We start from the raw sequence: 24,722 nt of genomic DNA on the forward strand, positions 1-24,722 counted from the left end.
GGCACACCGGCGGACGGCGCCGCACGCGCGGCGGGCCCGTCGCGGCCGGCCCCCGCGGTCGTACGGGCGGCGCGGTCAGATGCCGGGGTAGACGTCCAGGCGGCCGCACATGCCGAAGCGTCCGCGTGCGGTGGGACCGGTCGCGGCGACCCGGGCCGCGGCGAGATACGCGGCGTTCTCGGCGTTCTCGGCGCGCAGCGCCCGGAGCTGGGCTCCGGTCGCCGTCGCGGCGGCGTGGGCGCCGGAGCGCCAGCGCTGTTCCCAGGCGTCCAGCCGGGGCCGCACCAGTCGCGCGGCTGCCCGGTGGAAGGCCGCAAGCGGCTCCGGATCGCCGCTGTCGGTGGCCTTCCGCAGCTCCTGGAAACGGCGCGTCGCCAGGTCGCGGCGGGCCCGCGCGGCCTTGGCCTGCTCGGTCTCGGCAGCGTCGGCGGGGATACGCACCGCGTGCGCGTAGGTGTCGGTGTCGGTGAGGAGGTCCGGGGGCAGGGTGAGCACGGCGTCGCCCGCCTCGGGCAGGCCGCTGTTCTGCATCACGACGGTGATCTGCAGACCGCCGTCGTTGATCAGTCGGTGGATCGTGCCCGGCGTGAACCAGGCCACCGTGCCCGGCTCCAGGGGCGTCTCCTCGTAGCCGGAGGCGGTGAGGGTCTGCACCGCGCCCCGGCCGGCCGTCACCACGTATCCCTCGCTGCACGTCAGGTGCATATGCGGCGTGCCTCCGCCGGGCCGGCCGTCCGGGGTGGGCCAGTCGTACACGCTCAGCCTGGACACGCCGACCGCCGCGGGGAACCCGTCGTACGTCGCGCTCACCACGGCCGCGCCCGCAGATGCGCGGCGACCCGCTCGCGGTCCCAGGCGCCGTCGGCGACGGTCACCCGGTAGCCGCGGGCCAGGGTGTCGGCGGGGGCGAGGACCAGTTCCTCGTGGAACGCCCAGGAGGGCGCGACCGCGGCGAACGGGTCGGTGCGCACGAACCAGTGGGCCGGGTGGGTCCCCTTGTCGCCCGCGTGGTCGTTGGCCGGCGCGTGCTCGAAGACGACAGTGGCGTGGCCGTCGCGCCCGTCGTGCTCGCCGACGTAGGCCAGCCAGGGTGCCTGACGGCCCATCAGGTCGCCGCCGGTCGTCTCGGCCGTGAAGACCTGGCCGTCGCGGAAGGCGCGCGGGCCGCGCCAGAACAGCCCGGTGTAGCCGGCGGCCGGACGGCCGTGGGTGGTGGGGCTGCCGAAGCGCAGGGGTTCGGCACGGCGGTTGGTCACGGCGGAGGTCCAGGTGAACGACCAGCTGCCGGTGTCCGGGGCGACCTCGCACACCTCGATCCGGCGCTCTTCCTCGGCCCACAGCTCACCGTCGTACGGGTGCCAGGTCAAGCGTTCGGCGATGACGACGTGGTCGCCTTCGGCCGCGACCTCGGCGAAGGCGACATGGGCCATGGAACCCACCTTCTCGGGCAGCGCGAGGTATCCCTGCCCGTGCACATAGGTGTTGCCGCCCCACAGGTTCTGCCCCGACAGATGAGAGGCGGTCAGCTGGAGTCCTTTGTGCCATCGGTGGTCGTTGGGCCGGTAGTCGGTGACGAGTGCGCCGGTGAGGGTCCGGATCGGGTGGAGGTAGGGCTTGGGCGCCTCCCACGCGGCCTCGGGACGGTACACGTAGGCGAACAGCTCGGTTCCGGTGGCCTCGTGGGTCACGGTGATGCGGTCGCCGTGGACGTGAGTGAGTGCGAGCGTCATGCGGGGGCTGCCTCCTTGCGTGCGGCGGCCGGCGCCCAGCCCTGGGCGCCGCCGTGCAGTGCGGTGTAGTAGGGGTCGACGGGGCCGATGTCCCCGGCGCGGACGGGGGCATCGGTGAACGCGGACTTGTACAGGGCGGTGATGAACTCAAGCGTGCGCCGGCCGCCGGTGCCGCTGGTGCGGTGGCGCCGGCCCGCCTTGATGTCGGCGACGAGGACGCGTAGTTGGGCCACGTGCGAACTGGGCTCGTCGGCGCCGAAGTCGCGCCAGGCTGCCGCGGTCTTTTCGGGGACGCCGGGCGCGGGGGTGATGCGCCAGTCGGCGTTGCGGTGTCCGTACAGGTGGGTCAGTTCGATCGTGGCGCGTTCGCAGTCGATGCGGATCCGGCTGACCTCGTCCGGGCTGAGCACGCTGTTGACGAGGGTGCCGACGGCGCCGTTCGCGAAGCGCATCAGCGCCGTGGAGACGTCCTCGGTCTCCACGTCGTGCACGAGCCGTGCCGCCATCCCCCGCACCTCGCTCCAGGGCCCCATCAGGTCCAGCAGCAGGTCTGTCTGGTGGATGCCGTGCCCCATCGCCGGGCCGCCCCCTTCGGTGGCCCACCGGCCGCGCCAGGGCGCCGCGTAGTAGGCGGCGTCCCGGTACCAGGTGGTCTGGCAGTGGGCCACCAGCGGACGGCCGAACTCACCGGCCTGGAGCAGCCGGCGGACATGGCGGGCGCCGGAGCCGAAGCGGTGCTGGAAGACGATGGACGCGTACGCTCCCGTGCCGCCGGCCCGCTCCGCCGCCTCGATGGCGTCGAAGTCGGCCAGCGACGGGCACGGCGGTTTCTCGCACCACACAAAGGCTCCGGCCCGCAGCGCGGCCACGGACTGCTCCCGGTGCACGGCCGGAGGTGTGCACAGCACCACCAGATCGGGGCGCACCTCGGCCAGCGTCGCGCCCAAGTCCGTTGCGGCGTACGGGATCCGGGCCTCGGCGGCGAACGCGCGCGCCGCCTGCTCGTCGGCGTCGACCGCGGCGACGACGTCCACCTCGCCTTCGCCTGCCAGCGTCCGCAGCGCGGGCAGGTGGCCGGCGCGGGCGATGCCCCCGGTGCCGACCACGGCCGTGCGCAGCGGGGTGCGGGAACGATACGGGGACATACGGATCCTCTCGTGCGGCGGACGGGCGGGCCACTGCGCGGAGCATGGGTTCGGGACGGCGGCGTCGGCGCGGGCCCGCGAGCGGCGCCGTCTCGTCGGGGCGGGCTCGGCCGCCCAGGTGGGGCGGCCGTCCGAGCTGCCGCCGACGCGGCCGTCGGCGTGCGGTTCCAACGTTGTAACCGCGGGGTGTCGCCAGGGTCAACCCCCTGTCAGAAAGGGATTTCTACGCGGTCCTCGGGGCTGACGCTCGTGGTGCGCTCGTGCATAATCCGGGGAAACCACGGTGAAGGGGCTGGTCGGTGACAGCGGTGACGCTCAAGGACGTCGCGGAGCGGGCAGGGGTGTCCATCAAGACCGTCTCCAACGTTGTACGTCATGCTCCACGGGTGTCCGAGGCGACACGGCAGCGGGTGATGCGGGCCGTGCACGAACTGGGCTACCGGCCGAACCCGTCGGCACGCCGTCTCCGCACGGGGCACAGCGGTCTGATCGCCCTGGCCGTCCCGGAACTGACCCTGCCCTACTTCGCGGAGCTGGCCCATCATGTGCGGGCGCAGGCCGCGGCGCTGGGCCTCACCGTCCTCATCGAGGAGACCCTGGGGGACGCGACGGAGGAACTGCGCCTCGCGACCGGCATCGGCGCGTCCCTGCTGGACGGTGTGATCCTGTCGCCGTTGCGTGTCGCACCCGATGAACTGGCCGCCGTGGCCAACGAGTTCCCGCTCGTTCTGCTCGGCGAGCGCAGCTACGGACGCGAGCAGGTCGGGGCCGACCACGTCCTGATCGACAACGTCGCGGCGGCACGCGACGCCACCGCGCACCTGGTCGGGCTCGGCCGCACCCGGATCGCCGCGATCGGCGTGGACCACAAGACCTCGGAGACCAGCCGCCAGCGCCTGGAGGGTTTCCAACTCGCCCTGCACGAGGCCGGGCTGACCTATGATCCGCGGCTCGCGCCGCGGGTGCGGGAGTTCAACCGGCACGACGGACTGCGGGCGATGCGCACCCTCACCGAGCTGCCCGCGGGCGTACGGCCCGACGCGGTCTTCTGCTTCAGCGACATGTTGGCCCTCGGCGCGGGGCGCGCCTTGTACGAAGCGGGCTTGAGGATTCCCGAGGATGTCGCCGTGGTGGGCGTCGACGGCTCGGAGGAAGGGCTCTACAGCACTCCGTCGCTGACGTCCGTCGTCCCCGACAAGGCCGCGATCGCCTCGCTGGCCGTGAAGTGCCTGGCGACCCGTATCCGCGCGACGCGGCCCCTGCCGTTCGAGGTCCATCTGGCCCCGCACCGCCTGGACGCACGGGAGTCCACGCTCGGGGGGCGACGCCCGTTGCCCGGAAACCCACACCCGCCCGCCCGACCAACGCCCTGAAGGCGCCCGGTCCTGTACAACAACGGCTGCACCCCAAAGGACCGCGGGGAACGGCGCGACCAGCCACGACGGCGCCGCACACAACCGACGCCACTCGCCACCCCAAAGGGGCGCGGGGAACTGCGCGACAAACCACGACGGCGCCGCACACGACCGAGGGCACACAGCGGCCTTTCCTGCGGAGCACCCCGCTCAGACGGCCTGTTCATGGCGGGCGTGAGCCCGTCCGTGACGGCTCGCACCGTGCAGAAGATCGCTCAGATGGAGATCGCTGAGGTGGAGCCCGCCCAGCGGGATGGGTGCGCGCTGGATGGCGAGGATGGCCGCGTCGTCGCCGAGGGCGCCGTCGGTGTGGGCGAGGAGGTCCTGCCGTACATGGTGGACGAGCGTCGGGGGGCTGCATTTCGCGCACAGGGCGACCCGCTCCTCCAGCGGGTAGAAGACGCGGCCCGGGTCGCGGGCCTCGACGACGCCGTCGGTGTACAGGAGCAGGGTGTCGCCGGCGAGGAAGGAGAACGCGTGCATGGTGCGGCTGTCCGGCCCCAGCTCCCACGTGCCGAGGGGCGGCGCCGTGTACGGGCTGGCGACGGACGTCACCCGGCCGTGCCGCAGCAGCAGGGGCGGCGGGTGTCCGCACACCGTCATGCGGGCCACGGGGCTGTGGTCGGGGATCTCCAGCAGCAGTGCGGTGATGAAGTGCTCCTGGGCCTCCTCGTCGGCTTCGGGGAACTGTGTGAGGTAGCGGTGGACGCTGCGGTCGAGGGCGTCGGCCAGGACCTGAAGGGTGGCGTGCTGGTGGGCGGCCTCCTGGAAGGCGCCCAGCAGCATGGCCGCCTCCCCGATCGCGGAGAGCCCTTTGCCCCTGACGTCGCCGATGAGCACGCGGGTTCGTTCGGCGGTGCGTGCCACCGCGTACAGATCGCCGCCGATGTGGGCCTCCTTCTCCGCGGCCAGGTAGGACGACGCGAGGTGCAGGGGGCCGAGCCGGTCGGGCAGCGGGCGCAGCAGGGCCCGTTGCGCGGCCTCGGAGACCGACCGCACCCGGGCCAGCTGCTCCTTGTGCCGGTCACGCACCCAGCACACCAGCACGGAGAAGACCGACAGGGCGGCGAGTCCGGCCAGCTGGGCGATGTTGTTGGAGGTGGCCACTCCGCCGCTGTGCGCGGCCAGGAACGCCTGGGCGCCCAGGGCCAGCGCTCCGATCAGTCCGGTGAGCCGGGGACCGGCGAAGGACGTGGTGATGGCGGGTGCCGCGACGAGCAGCGGACCGAGATGAACGCGGTCAGGGGAGTGGAGGTCGGCCAGCATGATCGCCACGATCAGGATGAGCGGGAGCGCGACCAGCGCATGACTGGAATGCCACCGCTGCCACACACGGACGAGGTACTGCCCGACGTCCATATCTCCAATGTGCACGATCATCTGGTCACGATCCACCGGGGAGGTCCGCCGGTTTCCCCGGCCGGCCGGGCCGGATCACCGGTGCGGGAGGTACGGGTCACGCATGGGTGCACAGCCACCTGATCTGGTCCGAGATCCAGCGGATGCGGGCGGCGTCACCCGCGTGCCCCTGCTGATCGGTGCGGGGGACGACCTTGACCCCGCCGAGCCGGTTCACCTGCTTGCAGATCTCCGCCCAGTGCTCGGGACCGGGGGTGCGGTCGGTGTGCCCGGGGCGGTCGGTGTGGGAGACGACGGTGGCCCCGTCGCCGGGCGCGGCGGTCGCCGCCGAGGCGGAGCCCCCGGTGACGAGCAGGGCCGGCACGGCGACGGCCGCGGAGGCGAGTGCGAGCGAGGCCCGGCGGGCGATGCTGCTGGTCATTTTGTTTCCTTCGTGCTGGTCCCCGGCCGGTGCCGGGTGGTCCGGGTGTCGGGCGGGCGGCGCGGCCGGAATACGGCGTTGCGGACGTCATGGGCCGGCCGGCCGCGATCGCCCGAGCGAGATCATCGGTTCGGGTGAGGGTGTCGGCGTCATTGAGCCAGTCCAGCGACTCATCGGCGCCGTCGCAACCGGAGCCGGGTGAGGACGGTGTGTGCCGGGCGTGGCGTATCGGAGCCGTCCGGCAGGGTGATCACGCCTGAAGAAGGCCGCCGTGGTGAGCGGGCGCCCCCGCGCCGCACCGCGCGGGGGCGCCGCGGGGTGCGGCGCGGCGGCCGGCGGATCAGGATGGTGGGAGGGAATCGCCCGGCGGGAGTCTCCTCGCTGGTGCGCAGCGCCGGTGGGGTGCGGACCGGCCGGGTGTGACCGGCCCAGTACGGGGAAGACCTTCGGCGCCCTCGCCGTCCCCTCGTCCGAAGGACACCACATGAGCACTGCTTCCGTTTCCCGTCCCGCCGAAGCCTCCGGCACCTTCTCGCTCGGGGGTGATCTGCCCGTGCACCGCCTCGGCTTCGGGGCCATGCAGCTGACCGGCCCCGGCATATGGGGCCGGCCCGCGGACCCCGACGAGGCCGTGCGCGTGTTGCGGCGTGCCGTGGAGCTGGGGGTCGACCTCATCGACACCGCGGACTCCTACGGGCCGTTCGTCAGCGAGCAGTTGATCCACAAGGCGCTCCACCCCTACCCGGACGGCCTCGTCATCGCCACCAAGGCCGGTCTGACCCGCTCGGGCCCGGACGACTGGCGTCCGGTGGGCCGGCCCGAATACCTGCGCCAGCAGTGCGAGTTGAGCCTGCGTCACCTCGGCCTTGAGCGCATCGACCTCTTCCAGCTGCACCGCATCGACCCGAAGGTGCCGCTGGCCGAACAGCTCGGTGAACTGGTGCTCCTCCAGCAGGAGGGCAAGATCCGGCACATCGGACTGTCCGAGGTCACCGTCGAACAGATCGGCCAGGCGCGCGAGATCGCGGACATCGTCTCCGTGCAGAACCTGTACAACCTCGCCGACCGCCGCGCCGAGGACGTCCTGGACTACGCGGAGCGCGAGAACCTGGGTTTCATCCCGTGGTTCCCCATGGCCACCGGTGAACTCGCCCGTCCGGGCGGGCCGTTGGACAGCGCGGCCAGGAAGCACCAGGTGAGCCCGGCACAGCTCGCGCTCGCCTGGCTGCTGAGCCGTTCCCCGGTGATGCTTCCCATCCCCGGCACCTCGCGCGTCGCCCACCTTGAGCAGAACGTCGCGGCGGCCCTGGTCACCCTGACCGACGAGGAGTTCGCCGCACTGGCCGACAGTGTCGGCGCCTGAGGCGCTGCCGCCGCCGGCGCCATGAGGTGACGCCGGCGGCACACGTGTCATCTCGCCGGCGCAGCGGTCGGCGCTACGGGGCTACGGGGCTACGGGGCTACGGGGCTACGGGGCTACGGGGCTACGGGGCTACGGGGCCAGGATCCGCGGCAGGTCGTCCGCGGTGTCCGGCGTGGCGCCCGACCGGAACCGGGAGCCGATCTGCCCGGCGAGCCCCCGCCCGGCCGTCGTGCACCACTGCCACCAGTGATCCAGCGCCGCGGCGTCGACCTGCTCGGCGGGCAGCAGCGCGGGCCAGCCGCAGGCACGCGCCTGCGCGGTGACCTTGGCGCCGCCCGCGACGGGGTCGACGGCCAGGGCGGGAACGCCCGCGCGCAGCGCGAGCACCAGCCCGTGCAGCCGGTCGGTGACGACCACGTCGCAGCGGGAGACCACCGCTTCCAGCTGGGCCGGTGTGCTGCTCAGCCGCCAGTCGCGCGGGTCCAGCCGGGTCTCCAGCTCAAGGCGCGCACAGTCCCGGCCGGACAGCCACCGTGTCACCTCCCGGGCGACCCGCCCGTGCCGTCTGCGCGGTCCGTACTCCCCCTGGCCGTGCGTGAGGATCACCGCGGCCAGCGGCAGGGGCTGCGCGGACGGCGCCCGGGCCGCCAGGTCCAGCGTCGGAGTCCTGCCCGGGGCGTCCCTCGCCAGTACATGGTGGAAGCCGTCCAGGGCCGGGCTGGTGGCGTCGAGGACCGAGGTGCCCACGGCGATGCGGACACAGTGCGCAAAGCGCAGGTGCAGCCGCTCGATCTGCGGCCCGTGCAGGGGTCCGCAGACGAAGACCAGGTGTGAGTAGGCATCGGGCCGTACGTCCATGAGCGACGGGCCTTCCGGGCGGAACCCGGGACTCCAGGCGACGTCGTGGTCCCAGCCGGCGCGCCGCAGTTCGTCCCGTACCCGGTCCAGAGCCAGCAGGTCCCCGGCCGTGGCCTCGCCGTCCAGAAAGCTGAACCACCCCGTCAGCAGAATCCGCCGTCGCCGCTCCACGGCGACCGGGTGCCCTGCGCGGCGCGCGGCAATCTCCGCAGAGCGCACATCGGGCCCCCGGGACCGGCGATCGCGCGGGCGCGAGCCGGTCCCGGGGCGTGGTCCCTAGCCGTTGCCGAAGACTGCCTTCTGCACGTCGTTGGGACCGTCGAACCGGCGGGTCCCGGCGTGCGAGAGCTTGTCCACGATCTTGTCGTCGGCGCCGTTGCTCCTGGCCAGGGAGACCAGATCGTCACGGCTGGCCGAGTAGTCGGCGCCCTTCAGTGCCTTCTGGAGATCGATGGGGCTCATCTCGGCCATGGCGGCCTCCTGCCTGTGTCGGCGCAGTCGACCTGCGCGTGAGGTCATCGAGTACCCCGCGGGCGGCGAGGCGTTGCGCCTCGCCGGGAACGTCATGTGCGGCCGTCGGCCACCGTGTTCCGTGCTGCGCGGCGGGCCGCCCTGTGTGACGGGCGGCGCGACGGGTACGCGGTGCCGGGAGCCGTACGGCCGGAACACCGGACGTGCGTGACAGCGCCGGGACGAAGCCGGTGCCGTCACGGCCCGCGCCCGGCCGTACCGGCGTACACCGGATCACGCATCGGACGCGACACCTGGAGCCCTCATGGCACCGCACCGAGACGCCGACGGCCCTCATACCGCCCCCGTGGCCCTGGTCACCGGATCCGATTCCGGCATCGGCCGTGCCACCGCCGTCCGGCTGGCGGCGGACGGCCTGGACATCGGCATCACCTGGCACCGCGACCACGAAGGGGCGCAGCGGACGGCGGAGGAGGTGCGCGCGCGGGGACGCCGTGCCGCGGTCGAGCACCTGGACCTCACCCGGCTCCCGGAGGCCACCCGGGCCATCGATCTGCTGGCCGATGCGCTGGGCAGGGTCGACGTCCTGGTCAACAACGCGGGGACCGGCACCATGACGCCGTTCCTGGACCTGGACCTGGACACCGTGCGCCAGGTCATCGACGTCGACCTGGTGGGGCCGTTCCTGTGCGGTCAGCGCGCCGCTCACCGCATGATCGCGCAGGGCGACGGGGGCCGGATCATCAACGTCACCAGCGTCCACGAACACCAGCCGCGCGTGGGCGCGGCGCCCTATTGCGCGGCCAAGGGCGGGCTCGGGCTGCTCACCCAGGTCATGGCCCTGGAGCTGGCCGAACACGGGATCACCGCCAATGCCGTCGCTCCGGGTGAGATCGCCACGCCGATGACCGGCCAGGAGGACACCGACGTCAGCGCCGAGCGGCGGCCCGGTGTGCCGTTGGGCCGCCCCGGCGACGCCCGTGAAGTCGCGGCGGTGATCGCCTTCCTCGCGGGTCCGGGCGCCTCCTATGTCACGGGGGCCTCCTGGGTGGTGGACGGCGGGATGCTGCGGATGGGGCCGCAGGCCGGCAGCCACCTGCCCGACGATCGCTGGCGGAGCCCCCGAACCCGGTCGGGTCGGCGGGGCACGGGCGCGAGACGGACGGGAGACCGGCCGACGTGAGGTGCCGTCGGGTGTCTGCGGCACCATCGTGGCTGGTCGCTCCCCCACGTTCTCGGCTTCGTTCTCGGCTTCGCTCGAACAGGGGGAACCCCCATCGCGGCGGAGCCGCATATGGATACAGCCCCGCGCCCCTTCGGGGCGTTCTCCGCTCCCCCGAGTCCCTTCAGGGCGCTGTCGCTCCGTGACGGGCTTCGCCGGATCTGCTCAGCTCTCGGTCTGTGCCGAGCCGGTGGGGTCCTGCCCGGAGCGCAACCGGGCCTCGCACCACTGCCTGGCCGTCACGGCGACCTGCTCCAGGGCGCCGGGTTCTTCGAACAGGTGGGTCGCGCCCGGAACGACGCGCAGGGAATGCGGGGCCACAAGCCGCCGGGCCGCTTCCTTGTTGAGCTCCAGTACCAGCTGGTCCTGGCCGCCGACGATGAGCAGGACCGGTGCCCGCACCCGCTCCAGGGCGTCGCCCGCGAGGTCGGGCCGGCCGCCCCGCGACACCACGGTCAGCACCCGGTCCGGCCGCTCGGCCGCGGCCACCAGGGCGGCGGCCGCGCCCGTACTGGCGCCGAACAGCACGACGGGCAGGTCACGGGTGTCGGGCTGCTCCCGCAGCCAGTCGATCGCGGCCACGACCCGCCGTCCCAGGAGCCCGATGTCGAAGCGGTGCTCGGCGGTCAGCGCGTCGTGCCGCTCCTCCCGTTCGCTGAGCAGATCCATCAGCAGCGTGCCCAAGTGCGCGGTACGCAACTCGGCGGCCACCCTCCGGTTGCGCGAGCTGTGCCGGGAACTGCCGCTGCCGTGGGCGAAGAGCACCACGGCCCGTGCCGGTGTCGGCACGACGAGGTCGCCGGGGAGCACGGCGTCACTGGTGGGCAGCATGACCATCTCGGAGATCATCGCGTCACCTTCTTCCCCTTGTGCCGCCTGCGGATCGCTACGACATGGGTGTCCTGCACCGCGTACCCCGGCATGTCCCCGGCCTACCTCGGGGGCGGCCGATCAGCGCCCGAAGGGGCGCGGGGAACTGCGCGACCAGCCACGACGGCGCCGCAGACGCCCGACAGCACATCACGCCAGCACATCACGCCGGCCGCCACCCATCGCACCGCACCCCCTGACTCCCGGCGAACGCGGCACGCCACGGGGCGGCTAAACCGATCCGCAGGCGGGGGGAGCTACCGTCCGCGCGGATGACCGCCCACCCGAGAACAGGACATCGCCCATGAGCATCCTCAGCCCCCTGGCCGGCCGGCACGTGGTCGTCATCGGCGGCACCTCCGGCATCGGCCTCGCGATCGCCGAGCACGCCCTGGCCGCCGGGGCCCGGGTCACCGCGGCCAGCCGCAACCCCGAGCGGACCGCGGGCACGGTGCCGGCCGGCATAGCCACCGAGCGGGCCGACATCACCTCCGCGGACTCGGTCGCGTCGTTGCTGGACCGCGTCGGGGCCTTCGACCACCTCGCGATCTCGGCGGGTGTCACCGCCCTCGGCACCGTGCGGGAACTCGACTCCCGCGCCGCACGGGCGTACATGGACACCAAGTTCTGGGGCGCCTACGAGGGGGTGCGGGCCGCGGCCGACCGCATCGCGAAGGACGGTTCGATCGTCCTGATCGGGGGAATCGCGAGCCGCAAGCACGGCCCGGGCCGGCCGACGATGGCCGCGATCAACGCCGCCCTGGAGGCGTTCGGCAAGGCCAACGCCGTCGACCTGGCGCCGGTGCGGGTCAACGTCATCGCGCCCGGCCTGGTCGAGACTCCCGCCTTCGCGGACGTCCCAAAGGATGTGCGGCGCCGCCTGATGAGCGAGTACGAGGCGAGCGTGCCCGTCGCACGCGTCGGCCTGCCCGAGGACATCGCCTCGGCCGCTGTGTTCCTGATGACCAACGGCTACGCCACCGGCTCGGTGCTCGACGTCGACGGCGGCGTGCAGCTCACCTGATCCGCGCGGTCGCCGCTGCCGCGCCGCGACGTGAACGCCCGGACCGGGGCGCGGCCATGGCGGTACGGAGCCGACGGCGGCGGACGCCGCGGGGTTCGCCGCGTGTCATCGCGGGGTCGCGGCCGGTTCCCCGCTGGTGCGGGGGGCGTCCGCGCGGCGCGGGAGCAGCAGCGGGGTGGCCAGAAGGAGGATTCCGGCGGCCGCGATCGCCGTGCGGGTGCCGGTGAGGGCGGCCAGCACACCCCACACGGCGGTCAGGGCCGCGATGGCGGCGCTGGTGCTGACCGACCACGCGGACAGCGTGCGGGCGACCCGGTCCGCCGGCGTGTGGTCGAGCCGGTAGGTGGCCAGCACCGGGTTGAACAGCCCGCAGCAGGTCACCAGGCCGAACTGGACGACGATGATCAGCACCATCCCGGGCACACCAGGCCGGACGAACGCCAGTCCGAGGGGCCAGCAGGCGCGCAGCACCCCGGACGTGAGCAGCACCTTGCGCTGCCCGAACCGTGCCACGAGCCGGCGCGCAAGACGCGCGCCGACGAGGCCACCGACGCACGGAGCCGCGAACGCGAGACCGTACTGCCAGGGCGCGAACCCGAGCGGGCCCAGCAGGAGTACGGCGAGCAGCGGCTCCGACGCCAGGATCAGCCCGTTGACCACCATCGCGTTGAACAGCAGCGGGCGCAGCCCGGGGTGGGTGAGGACATGACGCCAGCCCTCCAGCAGATCGCCCGCCCGCAGCCGCGGCGCACCGGTCGGCCGGGGGTGGGGTTCCTTCCCGCCGACGGCACGGATGCCCAGTGCCGACAGCAGATGGCTGAACGCGTCGGCCAGCACGGTCGTCATCGGCCCGAACAGCCCGATCGCAGCGCCGCCGAGCGGTGGTCCGAGGGTCGTCGCGCTCCATGTCGTGGATTCGAACCGGGCGTTGGCGACGAGCAGGTCCTCCGGCGGCAGCAGCGCCTTCAGGAACGCTCCGCCGGCCGCGTTGAAGGCGATGCCGGCCGCGGCGACGACGACGCAGACGACGAGGAGTTGGGCGAAGCCGAGCCGGCCGAGCGCGAACGCGGCCGGGACGCTCGCCAACGCCGCGCACCGGGTCAGGTCCATCGCGATCATGACGGGCCGCTTGCGGCGGAACTCCACCCATGGTCCCAGCGGCACCGCGACCAAGGCCCCCACCGCCCGTCCCGCGGCGGACAGCGCCGCCACCTGGGCCGGCCCGGAGTGCAGCACGAGGACCGCGATCAGGGCGAACGCGCCGAACCCGAACCCGGTGCCGTACGCGCTGACCGCGTAGGCCGCCCACAACCAGCCGAACCGCCGCCCCAGCGCCCGCCCACCCGGCATGTCCCACGCACCTCTCGCCGACCCGCACATCCTCCGGTGTCCGCCCGCATCAAAGCGAGGACCGGGCCGCCGGATCAAACAACCGGCGTCCGGCCAGCCACAACCAGGCGTTGTGCCGCCTGCCGCCGGGCCGAAGCGGGGCCGTGCTCAGCGGGGTCCGTCGGGGGCGTCGCCCGCGGAGGGCCCCTGCCGTCCCCGGTCGGCTTCGGCTCGGCCGGTTCCGGGTGAACCGCCCATCGTGCGGAGCATGGTGGGGCCGCCGGTCCGCACGAACCGCGCCACGAGCAGGGCGGCCAGGGCGAGGAAGACGATGTTGAGCCACGTGGTGTAGTTCCATCGGACGCCTTCCATGGGGACCTTCGCGTTCGCCTGGTCCGGAACGAGGCCGAGGCCGCCGAAGGCGAACTCCACGACGTATCCCGCGATGACCGTCGCGAGGTAGAAGGTGCCCAGGAGGAAGGCGGCCGTCCGCGCGCCGTAGTACTTCCGGTAGATGCTGAGGATCGGCAGGATCAGCAGGTCGGCGAAGACGAACGCCACCACTCCGCCGAAGCTGATCCCCGCCTTCCACAGCACCACCGCAAGCGGCACATTGCCGATGGAGCACACGAACGAGGCGATCGCCACCAGCGGGCCGACGACCGGTCCCCACAGCTTGGCGGCGAGCGGGTGGCCGTCGAAGAAGAAGACGCGCCAGAACGAGTCCGGGACCCAGGCGGCGACGGCGCCGGCGATGAGCAGGCCGACGATCAGATCGCGCAGGATCGCCGCCCATTCCATGACGAACACATGGCTGGTGGCGGTGAATCCCTCGCGGGAGAACAGGCGGTGGGTGAAGGAGCCTGCGCGCCGGACGGACATGTCCATCGCGGCATGGCCCTCCATCGACCCGGCGAGCCCCCGGTTCGCCTGCCGCCGGGCCCGGCGCAGCAGTTCCTCGCGCAGGAACAGCCGGAACAGCACGGCCAGTACAAGGATCATCACGGGGCCGCCGACGAACTCGGCGACGGTGAACTGCCAGCCCATCAGCAGCGCGAGAAGGACGCCGAGTTCCACGACGAGGTTGGTGGAGGCGATCTCGAAGGCCATCGCGGCGGTGAAGTCCGCTCCCTTGCGGAACAACGCGCGGGCCAGCGCCACCGCGGCGTAGGAGCAGGACGAGGACGCCATGCCCAGGCCCGCCGCGACGGCGAGGGTGCGGGGCCGGTCGTCACCGAGCAGCAGGACGACGGTGGACTTGCTGACCACGGCCTGGACGACGGCGGACAGGGCGAAGCCGAGGATCAGCGCCCAGGTGATCTCCCAGGTCATGGACCCGGTGATCGACAGTGCGTGCAGTACGGCGTGCATGCGTGAAGCCTCCCCTGCGGGATCGGTGACTCGCCGGGGGTCGGCGGGCGGGTGCGCGGGCTTCACTCGTCCGATGGAATGCGCATACAGTAGCGGGGCGATTACGCTGCGTACGTGATCGGTTGGGGTGGCGGAGCGCATCGCGCGACCGCGCGGAGAGCCGTCCTGGTGCTGGCCTCCGTGCTGCTCGCGCTGTGTGCCGCGCTCATGGCCGAGCACACCGACGAGGCCGAAGTGGCGGAGAGTGTCGCCTGCGTGCTCGACACGAGGAAGCCGCTCGCCGTCGACGGCGTGGAACGCCCCGGCCGCAAGGCCCAGAAGCTCGCCGCGCTCTGCCCGTCCTTCCCCGCCGAGCGCCCCGGGGACGTACAGCGGGTCTCCCGCGCCTGGGCACTGCCCGAGCGGGCGATCCCCGCGACCGCCGGCGCTTCGTGCGTCGTGCTGCGCTGCTGAGAGGAACCACGGTGTCGGATCCGGTGCCCGTACGGCACCGACGACACCGCTCGCGCATCCCTCTTCGCTCACGAACGCAGCAGGAGCAGTCATGCCGGCCGACCCTGGTCGCGCGCTGGAAGGATATCTGCGCGCCCTGAGTTACCGTACGCCTCCCCGAGATCCCGAACCCGCCCCGATCCTCGAAGGCACCATCGGGGCGGTGCCCGCCGAGGAGCCGGTGACACGGGAAGAGCCCGACGCCGCCGTCTCTCCTCGGCCGTCTCCCGCCGACGGCCCTGGCCGCCCCGGCCTGTTCGCCAGGCTTCGCGCCCTGTGCGGGCGGCGACTGGGGCCGCCCCAGCGAGCACGCTCGTAACGCGTCACAGACGCATCAGCCGGTCACGGGCGGGGATCGGAGGGTGCGGCCGGCCACCGGCCGCACCCGTCGACCGGCCACCGGCCGCTCCCGTCCGGTCCGTGACCGCGGCATCCGAGGCGGTGCGGCCGGAGAACCGGACGCACCCCTTCGGCGGTCGGCGCCGCACGGGCCCTCGATACGATCACGGCGGCCGGCCTCCCCGACACACTGTCCACGCCTGGTCCGCCGTCTGCCCGTTGGCCCTCTCCCCCGGATCGGACCGGGTGTCACCGGGCGGCGAAGTCCTGGACCCACATGCGGTGCTCGGGCGGCCCCACCACGGCGATACCGGTGTCACGGTAGGCGCAGTTGAGGATGTTGGCCCGGTGTTCCGGGCTGCGCAGCCATCCCCGGGCGGCCTCCTGGGCGTCGTGCGGGCCGAGGAAGATGTTCTCGCCGGCCCGGTGCCAGCGGTAGCCGGCCGACCGAATGCGCTCCCCCGGGTCGGATCCGTCCGAGCCGGTATGGGAGTAGCGCTCGTGCCGGACCAGGTCACGGGCGTGCCGGCGGGCCGCGCGGCCGACCGCCGGACTCAACCGGAGCGGGCCGCACCCGGCCTTCGCGCGCGCATCGTTGGTGAGACGCAGAATGCGGGTGGCCGCGTCGTCGGCGTGCGGACGCGCGGTCGCGGTGTGCCCGTCGGTGAGCAAGGAAGTCAGCACCAGGAGGAGAACAGCGGCCGTCCGTCGCATGGAGGCTCCTTTCAAGGATGGGCCCGGAACACCACCGGCCACATCAGCACCCTCAGACTCACGACTATCGAAAGTAACGTCAACGCTACTCTTCGTAGCTAACAGGGGATTGGGGAGCTCGCAGCGTCACGGGAACGCCGGAGGGACGCATTTCACTCCGAGATCGCAACCGCACGCCCCCGGCCGAATGGCCGAGCGGCTTGGGCCTCGTGCCCGCCGCCTACAGGGGCCAGTGGTATCCCAGGGCGAAGTTGACGGCGGCCGCGTAGGTGAGGTACATCAGCCAGGCGCCGGTGGCGATATGGAAGAAGCCCAGTGCGCGTTCGCCCAGTTCGATCCCGATCGCGGCGAAGAAGTCACAGAAGTAGATCGCGAACAGGCCGAGGAAGAGCAGGCCCACCGGCCAGTCGCCGACCGCGAAGAACACCGTCGCGCCCATCGCGGAGATCACCATGTAGGCGATGCACATGCCCGCATTGGTATGCGCGTCATTGCCGCGGTAGCGGTTCCAGCCGATCGCGAACCAGTGAATGCCGCCCGCCTCGGACATCGTCGAAGCGCACTGGGTGGCCGAGCGGCGCGGCCTGGCCGGTTCCACACCGACCAGCCGCCCTGCTCACTGCTCGACCGCGGCATCGAACGCGAGGTGCTGCCGGTCGCACAGCGCAGCGGGATGGGCACGCTCGTATGGGCACCGCTCGCGCAGGGGCTGCTCACCGGCCGGGTCCGCAAGGGCGAGCGGAACGGCCTGCGCCGCGCGGGCCTGCTCCGGCACCTCGCCGACGAGCGCCGGCTCGATGCCGTCGAGCGCCTCGTCGCGCTCGCCGACGAGGCGGGCCTTGCGATGGCGCACCTCGCGATGGCGTTCGCCCTCACCCATCCCGCGGTGTCCAGCGCGATCGTCGGGCCGCGCACGATGAGCCACCTCGACGACCTGCTCGCCGGCGTCGACGTCGTACTCACCGACGACGTCCTCGACCGGATCGACGAGATCGTCCCGCCCGGCACCGACGTCGGCGCCCTCGACCAGACGTACATGCCCCCGGCCCTGCCGCGTCCGGGCCTGCGGCGGCGGCCCACCGGCGAACGGGCCGCCGCCTGACCGCGGCCCTACCACCCCCGGTTATGAGCCCGCTTCGGACAGAGTTAATTCTCGGAGAAATCTCATACAACCTTTCGCCACGTCCGTCCGTCTGGTTTACGCAGGACCTGTGCAGAGGTTGACGAAGAGGAGCTCAGAACGTGACCGTGCGTTCCTTTGCCCGGCGGATACGCCCGCGAGTCGAGCGGAAGGCCGCCGAGAGGGTGTGGCAGCTGCGTACCATGCGGCGGCGCCGAAGGGCGGCGGTCACAGACCCGGTGCTGCGCCCGGTGGCGGTGCGCGGCCAGCAGTTGTACGGACGGGTCGTGACCCGGTTCAGCGCGGCCGAGGCGGCGGCGGCCAACCTCGGCCTGGTCGTGGCCGCGCTGGAGCGGGAAGGCATCCCCTACTTCCTGGTGCCTGCCTCCCGTACCCGCCACACGGTCGGCGTGAACGCCGTCGACCGGGAGCGTTTCCTGACCGCGCTGGAGGAGCAGAACGCGGGCAAGGCCGTGTTCATCGGCAGGCCGCTGCCCGGCGGCAAGCTCAACCATCCCGCGTTGTTCCTGGACGGGGTGCTGCCGGCCGCGCTGCGCACCTCCCCCACGCTGCGGATCGGTGAGAACCACCTCGGTCCGGCGGGCCAGTTGCTCGCCGGACCCGAACTCGCCTGCGACGTCGAGTTCTGGGAGGACGGCGGACAGCTCCTCGCCTCCCCCGACGGGCCCCGGCGACTGGCCAAGGTGCAGCCGCAGGCATCGGAGGACATCTTCGCCGAGTCCCTGATCGCGCCGCGGAACAACGGCATCACGGACGTGCTGCCGGCCGACGAGCAGCGGCCGGCCACGGTGCGCGTCGGCGACCGCGAGCTGCCGAGCTTCGTCCCGTTCACCCGGCCCACCGTGAACGACGTGACGTTTCCCGTCGACGTCGTCTACACCTGGGTGGACGGCGAGGAGCCCGCGATGCGGGCCAAGCGGGCCCGGTACCAGGAGCGCGGCACCGCCGAGATCCTGGACAAGGAGACCAACGCCTCCCGGTACACCAGCCATGACGAGCTGAAGTACTCGCTGCGTTCGCTGGCGATGTACGCCGACTTCGTCCGGCACATCTACCTCGTCACCGACGGCCAGAAGCCGCACTGGCTCGACGAGGGGGCCCCGGGGATCACGGTCGTCGACCACCGCGACATCTTCCCGCCGGACGTCCTGCCGGTGTTCAACTCGCATGCGATCGAGACCCGGCTGCACCACATTCCGGGCCTGTCGGAGCACTACCTGTACTTCAACGACGACGTGTTCGTCGGACGCCGGGTCACCGCCGAGCACTTCTTCCACGGCAGCGGCCTCATGAAGGTCCCGGTCTCCCCGCTCAAGATCGGCGTCGGCAAGCCGCACGCCGAGGAGACGGCCACCAACTCCGCCAGCAAGAACGTCCGGCGGCTGCTGCTGGAGAAGTTCGGGCGGATGACGACGAACAACTTCATGCACACTCCGCTGCCGCAGCAGCGCGCGGCGCTCACGGCCATCGAGGAGCTGTTCCCGGAGGACGTACGCCGCACCACGGCGTCCCGGTTCCGCTCGCCGCAGGACATCGCCATGACGGCCCCGCTGCTGTACCAGTACGCGCTGATGACCGGACTCGGGGTGCCGGGCAGGTTCAGCTTCCGGTACGTCAACATCAGCCGCCCGGACGCCGAGGCGCGCCTGGCCGATCTGCGCAGAAACCGCCGCTTCGATTTCTTCTGCCTCAACGACGTCGACGTGCCGCCCGAGGAGCGGGAGCGGGTCGGCATCCGCATGGGCGAGTTCCTTGAGGACTACTTCCCGTTCCCGAGCCCCTTCGAGAAGCAGAGCTGAGCGGGAACACGCCCATGGACCTACACCACCGCTTCCCGGCGCCCGCGGGCATGCGGGCCGCCCGGGACCTGTTCGTGTACCTACGGCTCCGGCAGTCCGCCCGGCTCTGGACGCTGCGTACGAGCCGGGCGCGCAGGCGGCTGCGCGCCGCCGTCCCCGGGCTGCACCCGATCACCTGCGGGCCGGTGCGGCTGTACGGGCGGACGGTCACCGACTACACCGCCGCGGACGCGGCCGAAGCCGACCGGGAACGGGTCTGCACATTGCTGGAGGCGATCGGCGTCCCCTACTTCGTCGTCCCCGCCGACCACGGATTCGGCGCGCCCCGGCCGGTGATCGGTGTCGAGGAGGAGTACCGCGGCACGGTGCTCGACCGGGCCGCGCAGCGGTTCGCCCGCACGGCCGGGTACGTCGGCGCCGTCGGCCCGGACGGCGCCGTGACCAGCGCGGTGCTGTGGGCCGACGGGAGGCTGCCGCGGGCGCTGCGGCGGGCCGCCGTGCTGCGTACCGGCGTGGTGCGCCTCGGCCCCGCGGGGCAGGTGCTCAGCGGCCTTGAGACGGGCTGCGACATCGAGTTCTGGTGCCGCGGCCGGGACCTGGGGGCGGGCCAGGACCCCTCCTGGCTCACCGTGCCCGGCAGCCGGCTTGAGGACGTCTTCGGCACGGCGCTCGTCGCCCCGCGCCGCAACCCGGTCTCCGAGGTGCTTCCGGCGGCGGCGCTGCGGCCGGCCACGGTGGCGGGCCGCGGCGGCGGCGTGCCGACGTTCGCGCCGTTCGCCGAGCCGGGCCTCGACGAGGTGCGCTTTCCCGTGGACGCCGTGTACACCTGGGTCGACGGCGACGACCCGGCGATGGCCGAGAAGCGCCGTGCCCATCAGGCGCTCTCCGACAACCCCATCGCTCCGCGCGAGACCGGAGCCTCCCGCTACACCAGCCATGACGAACTGAAGTACGCGCTGCGCTCGTTGGAGATGTACGCCGGGTTCATCCGGCAGGTCTACCTCGTGACCGACTCCCAGATCCCCGACTGGCTGGATCCGGACGCGGCGGGCCTGACCGTGGTCGATCACCGGGACATCCTCCCGGCCGACGCCCTGCCGGTCTTCAACTCGCACGCGATCGAGAGCCGGCTGCACCACATTCCGGGCCTGTCGGAGCACTACCTCTATTTCAACGACGACGTCTTCGTCAACCGCCCGGTGCGGGCCGAGCACTTCTTCCACGGGAACGGCATCGCCCGCATCCCGCTGTCCCCGTTGAAGCTCGGCGTCGGCGCCCCGCATCCGCTGGAACCGGCGCCGAACTCCGCGGGGAAGAACGCCCGCGAGGTGATCCGGCGCTTCCACGGCAGATACGTCACGCACAAGTCGCTGCACACCCCGCATCCGCAACTGCTGTCGGTGATGCGTGAGATGGAGGGCCTGGCGATCGAGGAGCTGCGGCAGACCTCGTACTCGCGCTTCCGCTCCGTCACCGACGTCGCTCCGGCGTCCACCCTGCACCACCACTGGGCGATCGCGACCGGCCGGGGGGTGCCGGCCGACTACCGCTTCCGCTACATACAGCTGGGCACACCGGACATGCGGCGCCGCCTCGACCGTCTCGCGGCCGGGGAGGACATCGACTTCTTCTGCCTCAACGACGTGGAGACGCCCCCCGAGGCCAGGGCCGCCGCCAGGGCGGCCATCCGCGCCTTCCTGGAACGCAAGTTCCCCTTCCCCAGCCGTTTCGAGCGTGCGTCACGGCCCCTCGCCCGGCTGCTCGGGCCCACCGCGGTGCCCCGCCCGCAGCGGGCGAGACTGGAGGACGCACGGCGCCACGAGTGAACTGCCCGCGCCCCTGAACCGCCCGTGCTCCCCGCCGGCTCACCAGCCGGCGGGGAGCGCCGCGTCTCAGGCGGCGAACGCGCTGACGCCGAGGGCGATCAGCGCCGCCGCCTTGGCCACCTCAAGGGCCACGTAGGCCAGATGGGCGCGGGAGCGCGCAAGGGTCTCTCCGGCGAGCACCCGGTCGGACCGCCGGTTGAGAACGGGCCGTACGGCGGCGAGTTGCAACGCCAGCAGGAGCACTGCGGCGGCGGCCGGCACGACCACCGACGCGGGCGGGCCCGAGGTGGCGAGCGCCGCCGCGACGACGACGGCCAGCGCGGCTTCGACGGTGTTGAGCGCCCGGAAGACGATACGGCCGATACCGAGTCCGACCGGCACGCTCACTCCCGGGGCGCGGAACTTCAACGGGGCCTCCAGGAAGGAGATCGCCAGCACCATCCCGAGCCAGATGAAGGTGGCTGCCGCGACGACGGCGGCGGAGGTGTCGCTCATGTCAGGTGCCTGCCCTTGCCGTTGATGGAATCGGTCGCGCCGAGGGGTACCGGGCCCGGCGGGGCCCGGAACCGCCGGGTCCGCCACGCGTCGGCGAGCCGGCGGTCCGGCCCGCACACCTCGTCGTGGATGTCCCGGGCCGGGACGCCGCGGCGCAGCAGGTCACCGCGCACGGACCGCGTGCACGGCAGCGGGCCGCACTGCGCGGGCACCCACGGTGCACAGCCCGGTCACTCCGGGCGGGAACCGACGAGTCCGACCAGCACCGGACCCGTGGGCGAGGCCACCAGGTCGGAGACGGTCAGCGGGTCGAGAGCGGCGTAGAACGCCTCCTGTGCGACGCTCAGCGCCCGGCGCAGCCGGCAGGCGCCGCGCAGCGGGCAGGGCGGATCGCCCTCGCAGGCGACGACCTCGCCCTCCCCCTCCAGTTCGCGGACCAGCCGGCCGACCGAGGCCACACGCCCGCGTTCGGTCAGCGCCAGGCCGCCCCCGCGCCCGCGTCGGGCCTCGACCACGCCGAGATGCTGGAGCCGGGCGATCGCCTTCGCCATGTGCGCGTACGGTACGTTCACCACCTCGGCGACTTCACGGGTGGTCAGGGCGTCGCCCCGCGGGGAGACGGCCAGACGCATGACCGCGCGCAGCGCCAGGTCCGTGAACTTCGTCAGTCGCACAGCGGTACGCTAACAAATGCGCATGCTAGATTCCAATTAAACGGCGGGGGTCGGCCCTGTGGCATCCGCCACGTGCCAGGGGCCCGCGCCCGCCACCACCCGGCCCCGAGCGGGCACACACGCACCGGACGCTGACGACACATGGCTGAGCCCCACCACGACCCCTCCCGCTCCACCCCGAGCACCGCCCCGGTTCCGCGGCTGCCCCACGACACCAAGACCCTCGCCGGCCTCGACTCCGCACGGACCGGAGCGCTGTGGCGACTGGCCGAGCCCGGACGGCAGCTCGACGCCAATCTCGTCCACCTCCCGCCGAACGGCGCCATCGACCGCCATGTCGAGCCCGACCTCGACGTCCTGCTCCTCATCGTCTCCGGGGACGGCACGCTGACCACCGCTCAGGAGCACCAGCCGCTCACCGAAGGCTGTCTGGCCTGGCTCCCCCGTGGCTCCGGCCGCGGCCTGGTCGCCGGCGAGCACGGCATGGCCTACCTCACCGTGCACCGCCGCCGGCCCGGCATGCGGATCCTCGGCCCGGCCGCACCCGGCACCGCACCCCCGTCCTGACCGGCGCGGAATGCCGCCGCCCGCCCCGCCGGGCGGCGTGTGCCCCGCCGGCCGCGCACTGGTCACGCCCGGCGAGTGGGGGGACGCTGAAGAGGCAGGAGGCAACCGGCACCGGCAGCGCTCCCGCCCACCGGGACACCGCGGCCGGACGGGGACGACCGACGCGAGGGAGACGGCCATGAAGGTCGGCATACTGACCGGTGGCGGAGACTGTCCCGGCCTGAACGCGGTGATCCGCAGCGTCGTCCGCAAAGGCGTGCAGAAGTACGGCTTCGAGTTCGTCGGACTGCGCGACGGCTGGCTCGGAGCGCTCCAGAACAACGTCGTCCCGCTCGACATCTCCAGCGTGCGCGGGATCCTGCCGCGCGGCGGGACCATCCTCGGCTCCTCCCGCACCAATCCGTTCAAGCACGAGGACGGGGTGCGCCGCGTGCGGGACACCCTCACCGCACAGGACGTGGACGCGCTCGTCGTGATCGGCGGCGAGGACACCCTCAGCGTGGCCGCCGAGTTGAGCCGGCAGGGGATCAGACTGGTCGGCGTGCCGAAGACCATCGACAACGACGTGTCCGGCACCGACTGCACCTTCGGCTTCGACACCGCCGTCGGCATAGCGACCGAGGCCATCGACCGTCTGCACACCACCGCCGAGTCGCACATGCGGACCCTCGTGGTGGAGGTGATGGGGCGGCACTCCGGGTGGATCGCCCTGCACGCCGGCGTCGCGGGCGGCGCCAATGTGATCCTCGTCCCGGAGCGGCCGTTCGACATCGACGAGGTGTGCGGCTGGGTACGGAGCCGGTTCAGGATCAACTACGCGCCCATCGTCGTGGCCGCCGAAGGCGCGGTCCCCAAGGAGGGGCAGATGATCCTCAAGGACCACACGGTGGACGAGTTCGGCCATGTGCGGCTGTCCGGCGTGGGCGAGTGGCTCGCCCGGGAGATCTCGCGGCGCACGGGCACGGACGCCCGTACCACCGTCCTCGGCCATGTCCAGCGGGGCGGTACGCCGAGCGCGTTCGACCGCTGGCTGGCCACGCGGTTCGGGCTGCACGCCGTGGACGCGGTCCAGGACGGCGACTTCGGTGTGATGGTGGCGCTGGACGGCACCGGGATCGTCCGCGTTCCGCTGGCCGATGTCACGGGCCGGACGAAGCAGGTCGATCCGTCGCTGTACGAGGAGTTCGAGGTGTTCTTCGGCTGACCGCACGGCGTCACGGGCGGGCCCGGGTCCGGCGACGCGGCCCGGTCGGCGGCCGGACTGCCGCGGCCCCGGCCCGCGCCGGGACGCCGAGGCCGGCCGCCGAGATCATCCGGCGTACGGAACGACCGCCGCGGGACAGCGAGCATGGTGCAGCACCGCACGGGTGACCGGCCCGAGCCGCCCCGCCGCCGTGCCGGGCCCGGTACCGGAGCCCACGACACGTCTGCGCGGCCGGGGCGGACACGCGGTCGCCCGGAAGCGCCGGAGCGACGTGCACGAGGCGCGCGGCGCGCCCCCGCGCGGCACGGCCACCCGGACGGCGGCTGGCTCGATCCGAGGACGACCGCGGCGCTCCTCGGCTGCTACGGGATTCCGCACAGCCCCTGGGCGTCTTCGGGGTCAGGGCCGCCCACCGTGACCTCGTCACCCGTTTCGGCGACCGGATGACCGGGGTGGTCGTCCAGCCCCTCGCCGAACGCGGCACCGAACTGCTCGCCGGTGTCGTCCAGGACGAGGTGTTCGGCCCGCTCGTGTTGTTCGGGCTCGGCGGTACGGCGACCGAACTGCTCGCCGACCACGCGGCCCGGCTCGCCCCGCTCACCGACCCCGATGTGCACGGGCTGCTCACCTCGCCGCGCTGCTCCCCGCTGCTGTTCGGCTACGGCGGCAGCCCGGCCGCCGACATGGGCGCCCTGGAACAGTTGCTGCACCGGCTGTCCCGGCTGGCCTGCGATCTGCCCCAGCTGGCGGAGGCCGACCTCAACCCGGTGCTGGCCGGACCGCACGGCGTCACGGCGCTCGACGCCCGGGTCCGGCTCGTATCGCGCCACCCGTACGACCCCTATCTGCGCAGACTGCCCTGACCCGGCCCCACGCGCCGAGGAGGTGCGCCA

24 protein-coding genes and 2 pseudogenes are annotated in these 24,722 nt (G+C 72.8%); 11 read left to right on the plus strand and 15 right to left on the minus strand.

Annotated elements, in window-relative coordinates; genetic code table 11:
* Positions 1 to 75: 75 nt before the first annotated feature.
* The 3 genes from AC27LF_RS05500 to AC27LF_RS05510 are packed head-to-tail and all read right to left on the minus strand — an operon-like array spanning position 76 to position 2,875.
* Positions 76 to 813: a cupin domain-containing protein gene (locus AC27LF_RS05500; RefSeq protein WP_479662623.1), complete on the minus strand. Its 738-nt coding sequence runs from the start codon at positions 811 to 813 to the stop codon at positions 76 to 78.
* Complete coding sequence (locus AC27LF_RS05505; protein ID WP_479662622.1) at positions 807 to 1,730, minus strand: DUF6807 domain-containing protein; 924 nt, start codon at positions 1,728 to 1,730, stop codon at positions 807 to 809. Before AC27LF_RS05505 ends, AC27LF_RS05500 begins: the two co-directional genes overlap by 7 nt.
* Positions 1,727 to 2,875 (minus strand): Gfo/Idh/MocA family protein, encoded by a 1,149-nt coding sequence (locus tag AC27LF_RS05510; protein ID WP_479662621.1) that lies wholly within the window; start codon positions 2,873 to 2,875, stop codon positions 1,727 to 1,729. Before AC27LF_RS05510 ends, AC27LF_RS05505 begins: the two co-directional genes overlap by 4 nt.
* Before the next feature lie 299 nt (positions 2,876 to 3,174).
* On the opposite strand from AC27LF_RS05510, the gene AC27LF_RS05515 reads away from it, so the two are divergent.
* Complete coding sequence (locus AC27LF_RS05515) at positions 3,175 to 4,248, plus strand: LacI family DNA-binding transcriptional regulator (RefSeq protein ID WP_479662620.1); 1,074 nt, start codon at positions 3,175 to 3,177, stop codon at positions 4,246 to 4,248.
* A 192-nt stretch (positions 4,249 to 4,440) separates the two neighbouring features.
* On the opposite strand, the gene AC27LF_RS05520 is transcribed toward AC27LF_RS05515, so the two are convergent.
* Both AC27LF_RS05520 and AC27LF_RS05525 read right to left on the minus strand, forming a co-directional pair.
* Positions 4,441 to 5,649 (minus strand): PP2C family protein-serine/threonine phosphatase, encoded by a 1,209-nt coding sequence (locus AC27LF_RS05520; protein WP_487227898.1) that lies wholly within the window; start codon positions 5,647 to 5,649, stop codon positions 4,441 to 4,443.
* Positions 5,650 to 5,746: 97 nt separating this feature from the next.
* A complete protein-coding gene (locus tag AC27LF_RS05525) occupies positions 5,747 to 6,070 on the minus strand; it encodes a hypothetical protein (RefSeq protein WP_479662618.1) in 324 nt (107 codons plus the stop codon).
* 484 nt (positions 6,071 to 6,554) lie between these two features.
* Here AC27LF_RS05525 and AC27LF_RS05530 point away from each other — a divergent pair, with 484 nt between their 5' ends.
* A complete protein-coding gene (locus AC27LF_RS05530; RefSeq protein ID WP_479662617.1) occupies positions 6,555 to 7,433 on the plus strand; it encodes an aldo/keto reductase in 879 nt (292 codons plus the stop codon).
* A gap of 129 nt (positions 7,434 to 7,562) precedes the next feature.
* Here AC27LF_RS05530 and AC27LF_RS05535 read toward each other — a convergent pair whose 3' ends face one another.
* Positions 7,563 to 8,462 carry a polysaccharide pyruvyl transferase family protein gene (locus AC27LF_RS05535; protein ID WP_479662616.1) on the minus strand — a complete coding sequence of 300 codons (900 nt, stop codon included), beginning with the start codon at positions 8,460 to 8,462 and terminating at the stop codon, positions 7,563 to 7,565.
* A 105-nt stretch (positions 8,463 to 8,567) separates the two neighbouring features.
* The gene (locus AC27LF_RS05540) at positions 8,568 to 8,762 is read right to left on the minus strand and encodes a DUF2795 domain-containing protein (RefSeq protein WP_479662615.1); all 195 of its coding nucleotides are present in this window, start codon (positions 8,760 to 8,762) and stop codon (positions 8,568 to 8,570) included.
* A gap of 304 nt (positions 8,763 to 9,066) precedes the next feature.
* Here AC27LF_RS05540 and AC27LF_RS05545 point away from each other — a divergent pair, with 304 nt between their 5' ends.
* Positions 9,067 to 9,945 (plus strand): SDR family oxidoreductase, encoded by an 879-nt coding sequence (locus AC27LF_RS05545; protein WP_479662614.1) that lies wholly within the window; start codon positions 9,067 to 9,069, stop codon positions 9,943 to 9,945.
* Between the two features lie 204 nt (positions 9,946 to 10,149).
* On the opposite strand, the gene AC27LF_RS05550 is transcribed toward AC27LF_RS05545, so the two are convergent.
* Positions 10,150 to 10,833 carry a dienelactone hydrolase family protein gene (locus AC27LF_RS05550; protein WP_479662613.1) on the minus strand — a complete coding sequence of 228 codons (684 nt, stop codon included), beginning with the start codon at positions 10,831 to 10,833 and terminating at the stop codon, positions 10,150 to 10,152.
* Positions 10,834 to 11,158: 325 nt separating this feature from the next.
* Between AC27LF_RS05550 and AC27LF_RS05555 the strand changes: the two genes are divergently transcribed.
* The gene (locus AC27LF_RS05555; protein WP_479662612.1) at positions 11,159 to 11,878 is read left to right on the plus strand and encodes an SDR family oxidoreductase; all 720 of its coding nucleotides are present in this window, start codon (positions 11,159 to 11,161) and stop codon (positions 11,876 to 11,878) included.
* Positions 11,879 to 11,983: 105 nt separating this feature from the next.
* Here the strand turns inward: AC27LF_RS05555 and AC27LF_RS05560 are convergent, their stop codons facing one another.
* The gene (locus tag AC27LF_RS05560; protein WP_479662611.1) at positions 11,984 to 13,228 is read right to left on the minus strand and encodes an MFS transporter; all 1,245 of its coding nucleotides are present in this window, start codon (positions 13,226 to 13,228) and stop codon (positions 11,984 to 11,986) included.
* 147 nt (positions 13,229 to 13,375) lie between these two features.
* On the minus strand, positions 13,376 to 14,578 hold the full coding sequence (locus AC27LF_RS05565) for a permease (protein ID WP_479662610.1): 1,203 nt from the start codon (positions 14,576 to 14,578) through the stop codon (positions 13,376 to 13,378).
* A gap of 114 nt (positions 14,579 to 14,692) precedes the next feature.
* On the opposite strand from AC27LF_RS05565, the gene AC27LF_RS05570 reads away from it, so the two are divergent.
* Positions 14,693 to 15,031 (plus strand): hypothetical protein, encoded by a 339-nt coding sequence (locus AC27LF_RS05570; RefSeq protein ID WP_479662609.1) that lies wholly within the window; start codon positions 14,693 to 14,695, stop codon positions 15,029 to 15,031.
* Between the two features lie 627 nt (positions 15,032 to 15,658).
* Here AC27LF_RS05570 and AC27LF_RS05575 read toward each other — a convergent pair.
* Both AC27LF_RS05575 and AC27LF_RS05580 read right to left on the minus strand, forming a co-directional pair.
* Positions 15,659 to 16,123 (minus strand): CAP domain-containing protein, encoded by a 465-nt coding sequence (locus AC27LF_RS05575; protein WP_479662608.1) that lies wholly within the window; start codon positions 16,121 to 16,123, stop codon positions 15,659 to 15,661.
* 220 nt (positions 16,124 to 16,343) lie between these two features.
* Positions 16,344 to 16,673 carry a hypothetical protein gene (locus AC27LF_RS05580; RefSeq protein WP_479662651.1) on the minus strand — a complete coding sequence of 110 codons (330 nt, stop codon included), beginning with the start codon at positions 16,671 to 16,673 and terminating at the stop codon, positions 16,344 to 16,346.
* On the opposite strand from AC27LF_RS05580, the pseudogene AC27LF_RS05585 reads away from it, so the two are divergent.
* The 3 genes and pseudogenes from AC27LF_RS05585 to AC27LF_RS05595 form a co-directional block, all read left to right on the plus strand.
* A pseudogene (locus tag AC27LF_RS05585) lies at positions 16,660 to 17,225 on the plus strand (aldo/keto reductase); the annotation flags it as partial. The gene AC27LF_RS05580 and the pseudogene AC27LF_RS05585 sit on opposite strands and share 14 nt — an antisense overlap.
* A 140-nt stretch (positions 17,226 to 17,365) precedes the next feature.
* A complete protein-coding gene (locus AC27LF_RS05590; protein ID WP_479662607.1) occupies positions 17,366 to 19,063 on the plus strand; it encodes a stealth family protein in 1,698 nt (565 codons plus the stop codon).
* A 14-nt stretch (positions 19,064 to 19,077) separates the two neighbouring features.
* Complete coding sequence (locus AC27LF_RS05595) at positions 19,078 to 20,889, plus strand: stealth family protein (RefSeq protein WP_479662606.1); 1,812 nt, start codon at positions 19,078 to 19,080, stop codon at positions 20,887 to 20,889.
* A 66-nt stretch (positions 20,890 to 20,955) separates the two neighbouring features.
* On the opposite strand, the gene AC27LF_RS05600 is transcribed toward AC27LF_RS05595, so the two are convergent.
* The 3 genes from AC27LF_RS05600 to nsrR are packed head-to-tail and all read right to left on the minus strand — an operon-like array spanning position 20,956 to position 22,058.
* Complete coding sequence (locus AC27LF_RS05600) at positions 20,956 to 21,384, minus strand: hypothetical protein (protein ID WP_479662605.1); 429 nt, start codon at positions 21,382 to 21,384, stop codon at positions 20,956 to 20,958.
* Entirely contained in the window at positions 21,381 to 21,596 is a 216-nt protein-coding gene (locus tag AC27LF_RS05605; RefSeq protein WP_479662604.1) for a hypothetical protein, read from the minus strand. The genes AC27LF_RS05600 and AC27LF_RS05605 overlap by 4 nt, the downstream gene beginning before the upstream one ends.
* A gap of 18 nt (positions 21,597 to 21,614) precedes the next feature.
* Positions 21,615 to 22,058: a nitric oxide-sensing transcriptional repressor NsrR gene (gene nsrR / locus AC27LF_RS05610; RefSeq protein WP_479662603.1), complete on the minus strand. Its 444-nt coding sequence runs from the start codon at positions 22,056 to 22,058 to the stop codon at positions 21,615 to 21,617.
* A gap of 141 nt (positions 22,059 to 22,199) precedes the next feature.
* Between nsrR and AC27LF_RS05615 the strand changes: the two genes are divergently transcribed.
* From AC27LF_RS05615 to AC27LF_RS05625, 3 genes and pseudogenes are all read left to right on the plus strand, one after another.
* Complete coding sequence (locus AC27LF_RS05615) at positions 22,200 to 22,625, plus strand: cupin domain-containing protein (protein ID WP_479662602.1); 426 nt, start codon at positions 22,200 to 22,202, stop codon at positions 22,623 to 22,625.
* A 178-nt stretch (positions 22,626 to 22,803) separates the two neighbouring features.
* Positions 22,804 to 23,829, plus strand: a complete 1,026-nt coding sequence (locus AC27LF_RS05620; RefSeq protein ID WP_479662601.1) for a 6-phosphofructokinase — start codon at positions 22,804 to 22,806, stop codon at positions 23,827 to 23,829.
* 309 nt (positions 23,830 to 24,138) lie between these two features.
* Positions 24,139 to 24,692: pseudogene (locus AC27LF_RS05625) on the plus strand (acetate--CoA ligase family protein); the annotation flags it as partial.
* Positions 24,693 to 24,722: the final 30 nt, after the last annotated feature.

The organism is Streptomyces diversicolor (assembly GCF_057537855.1).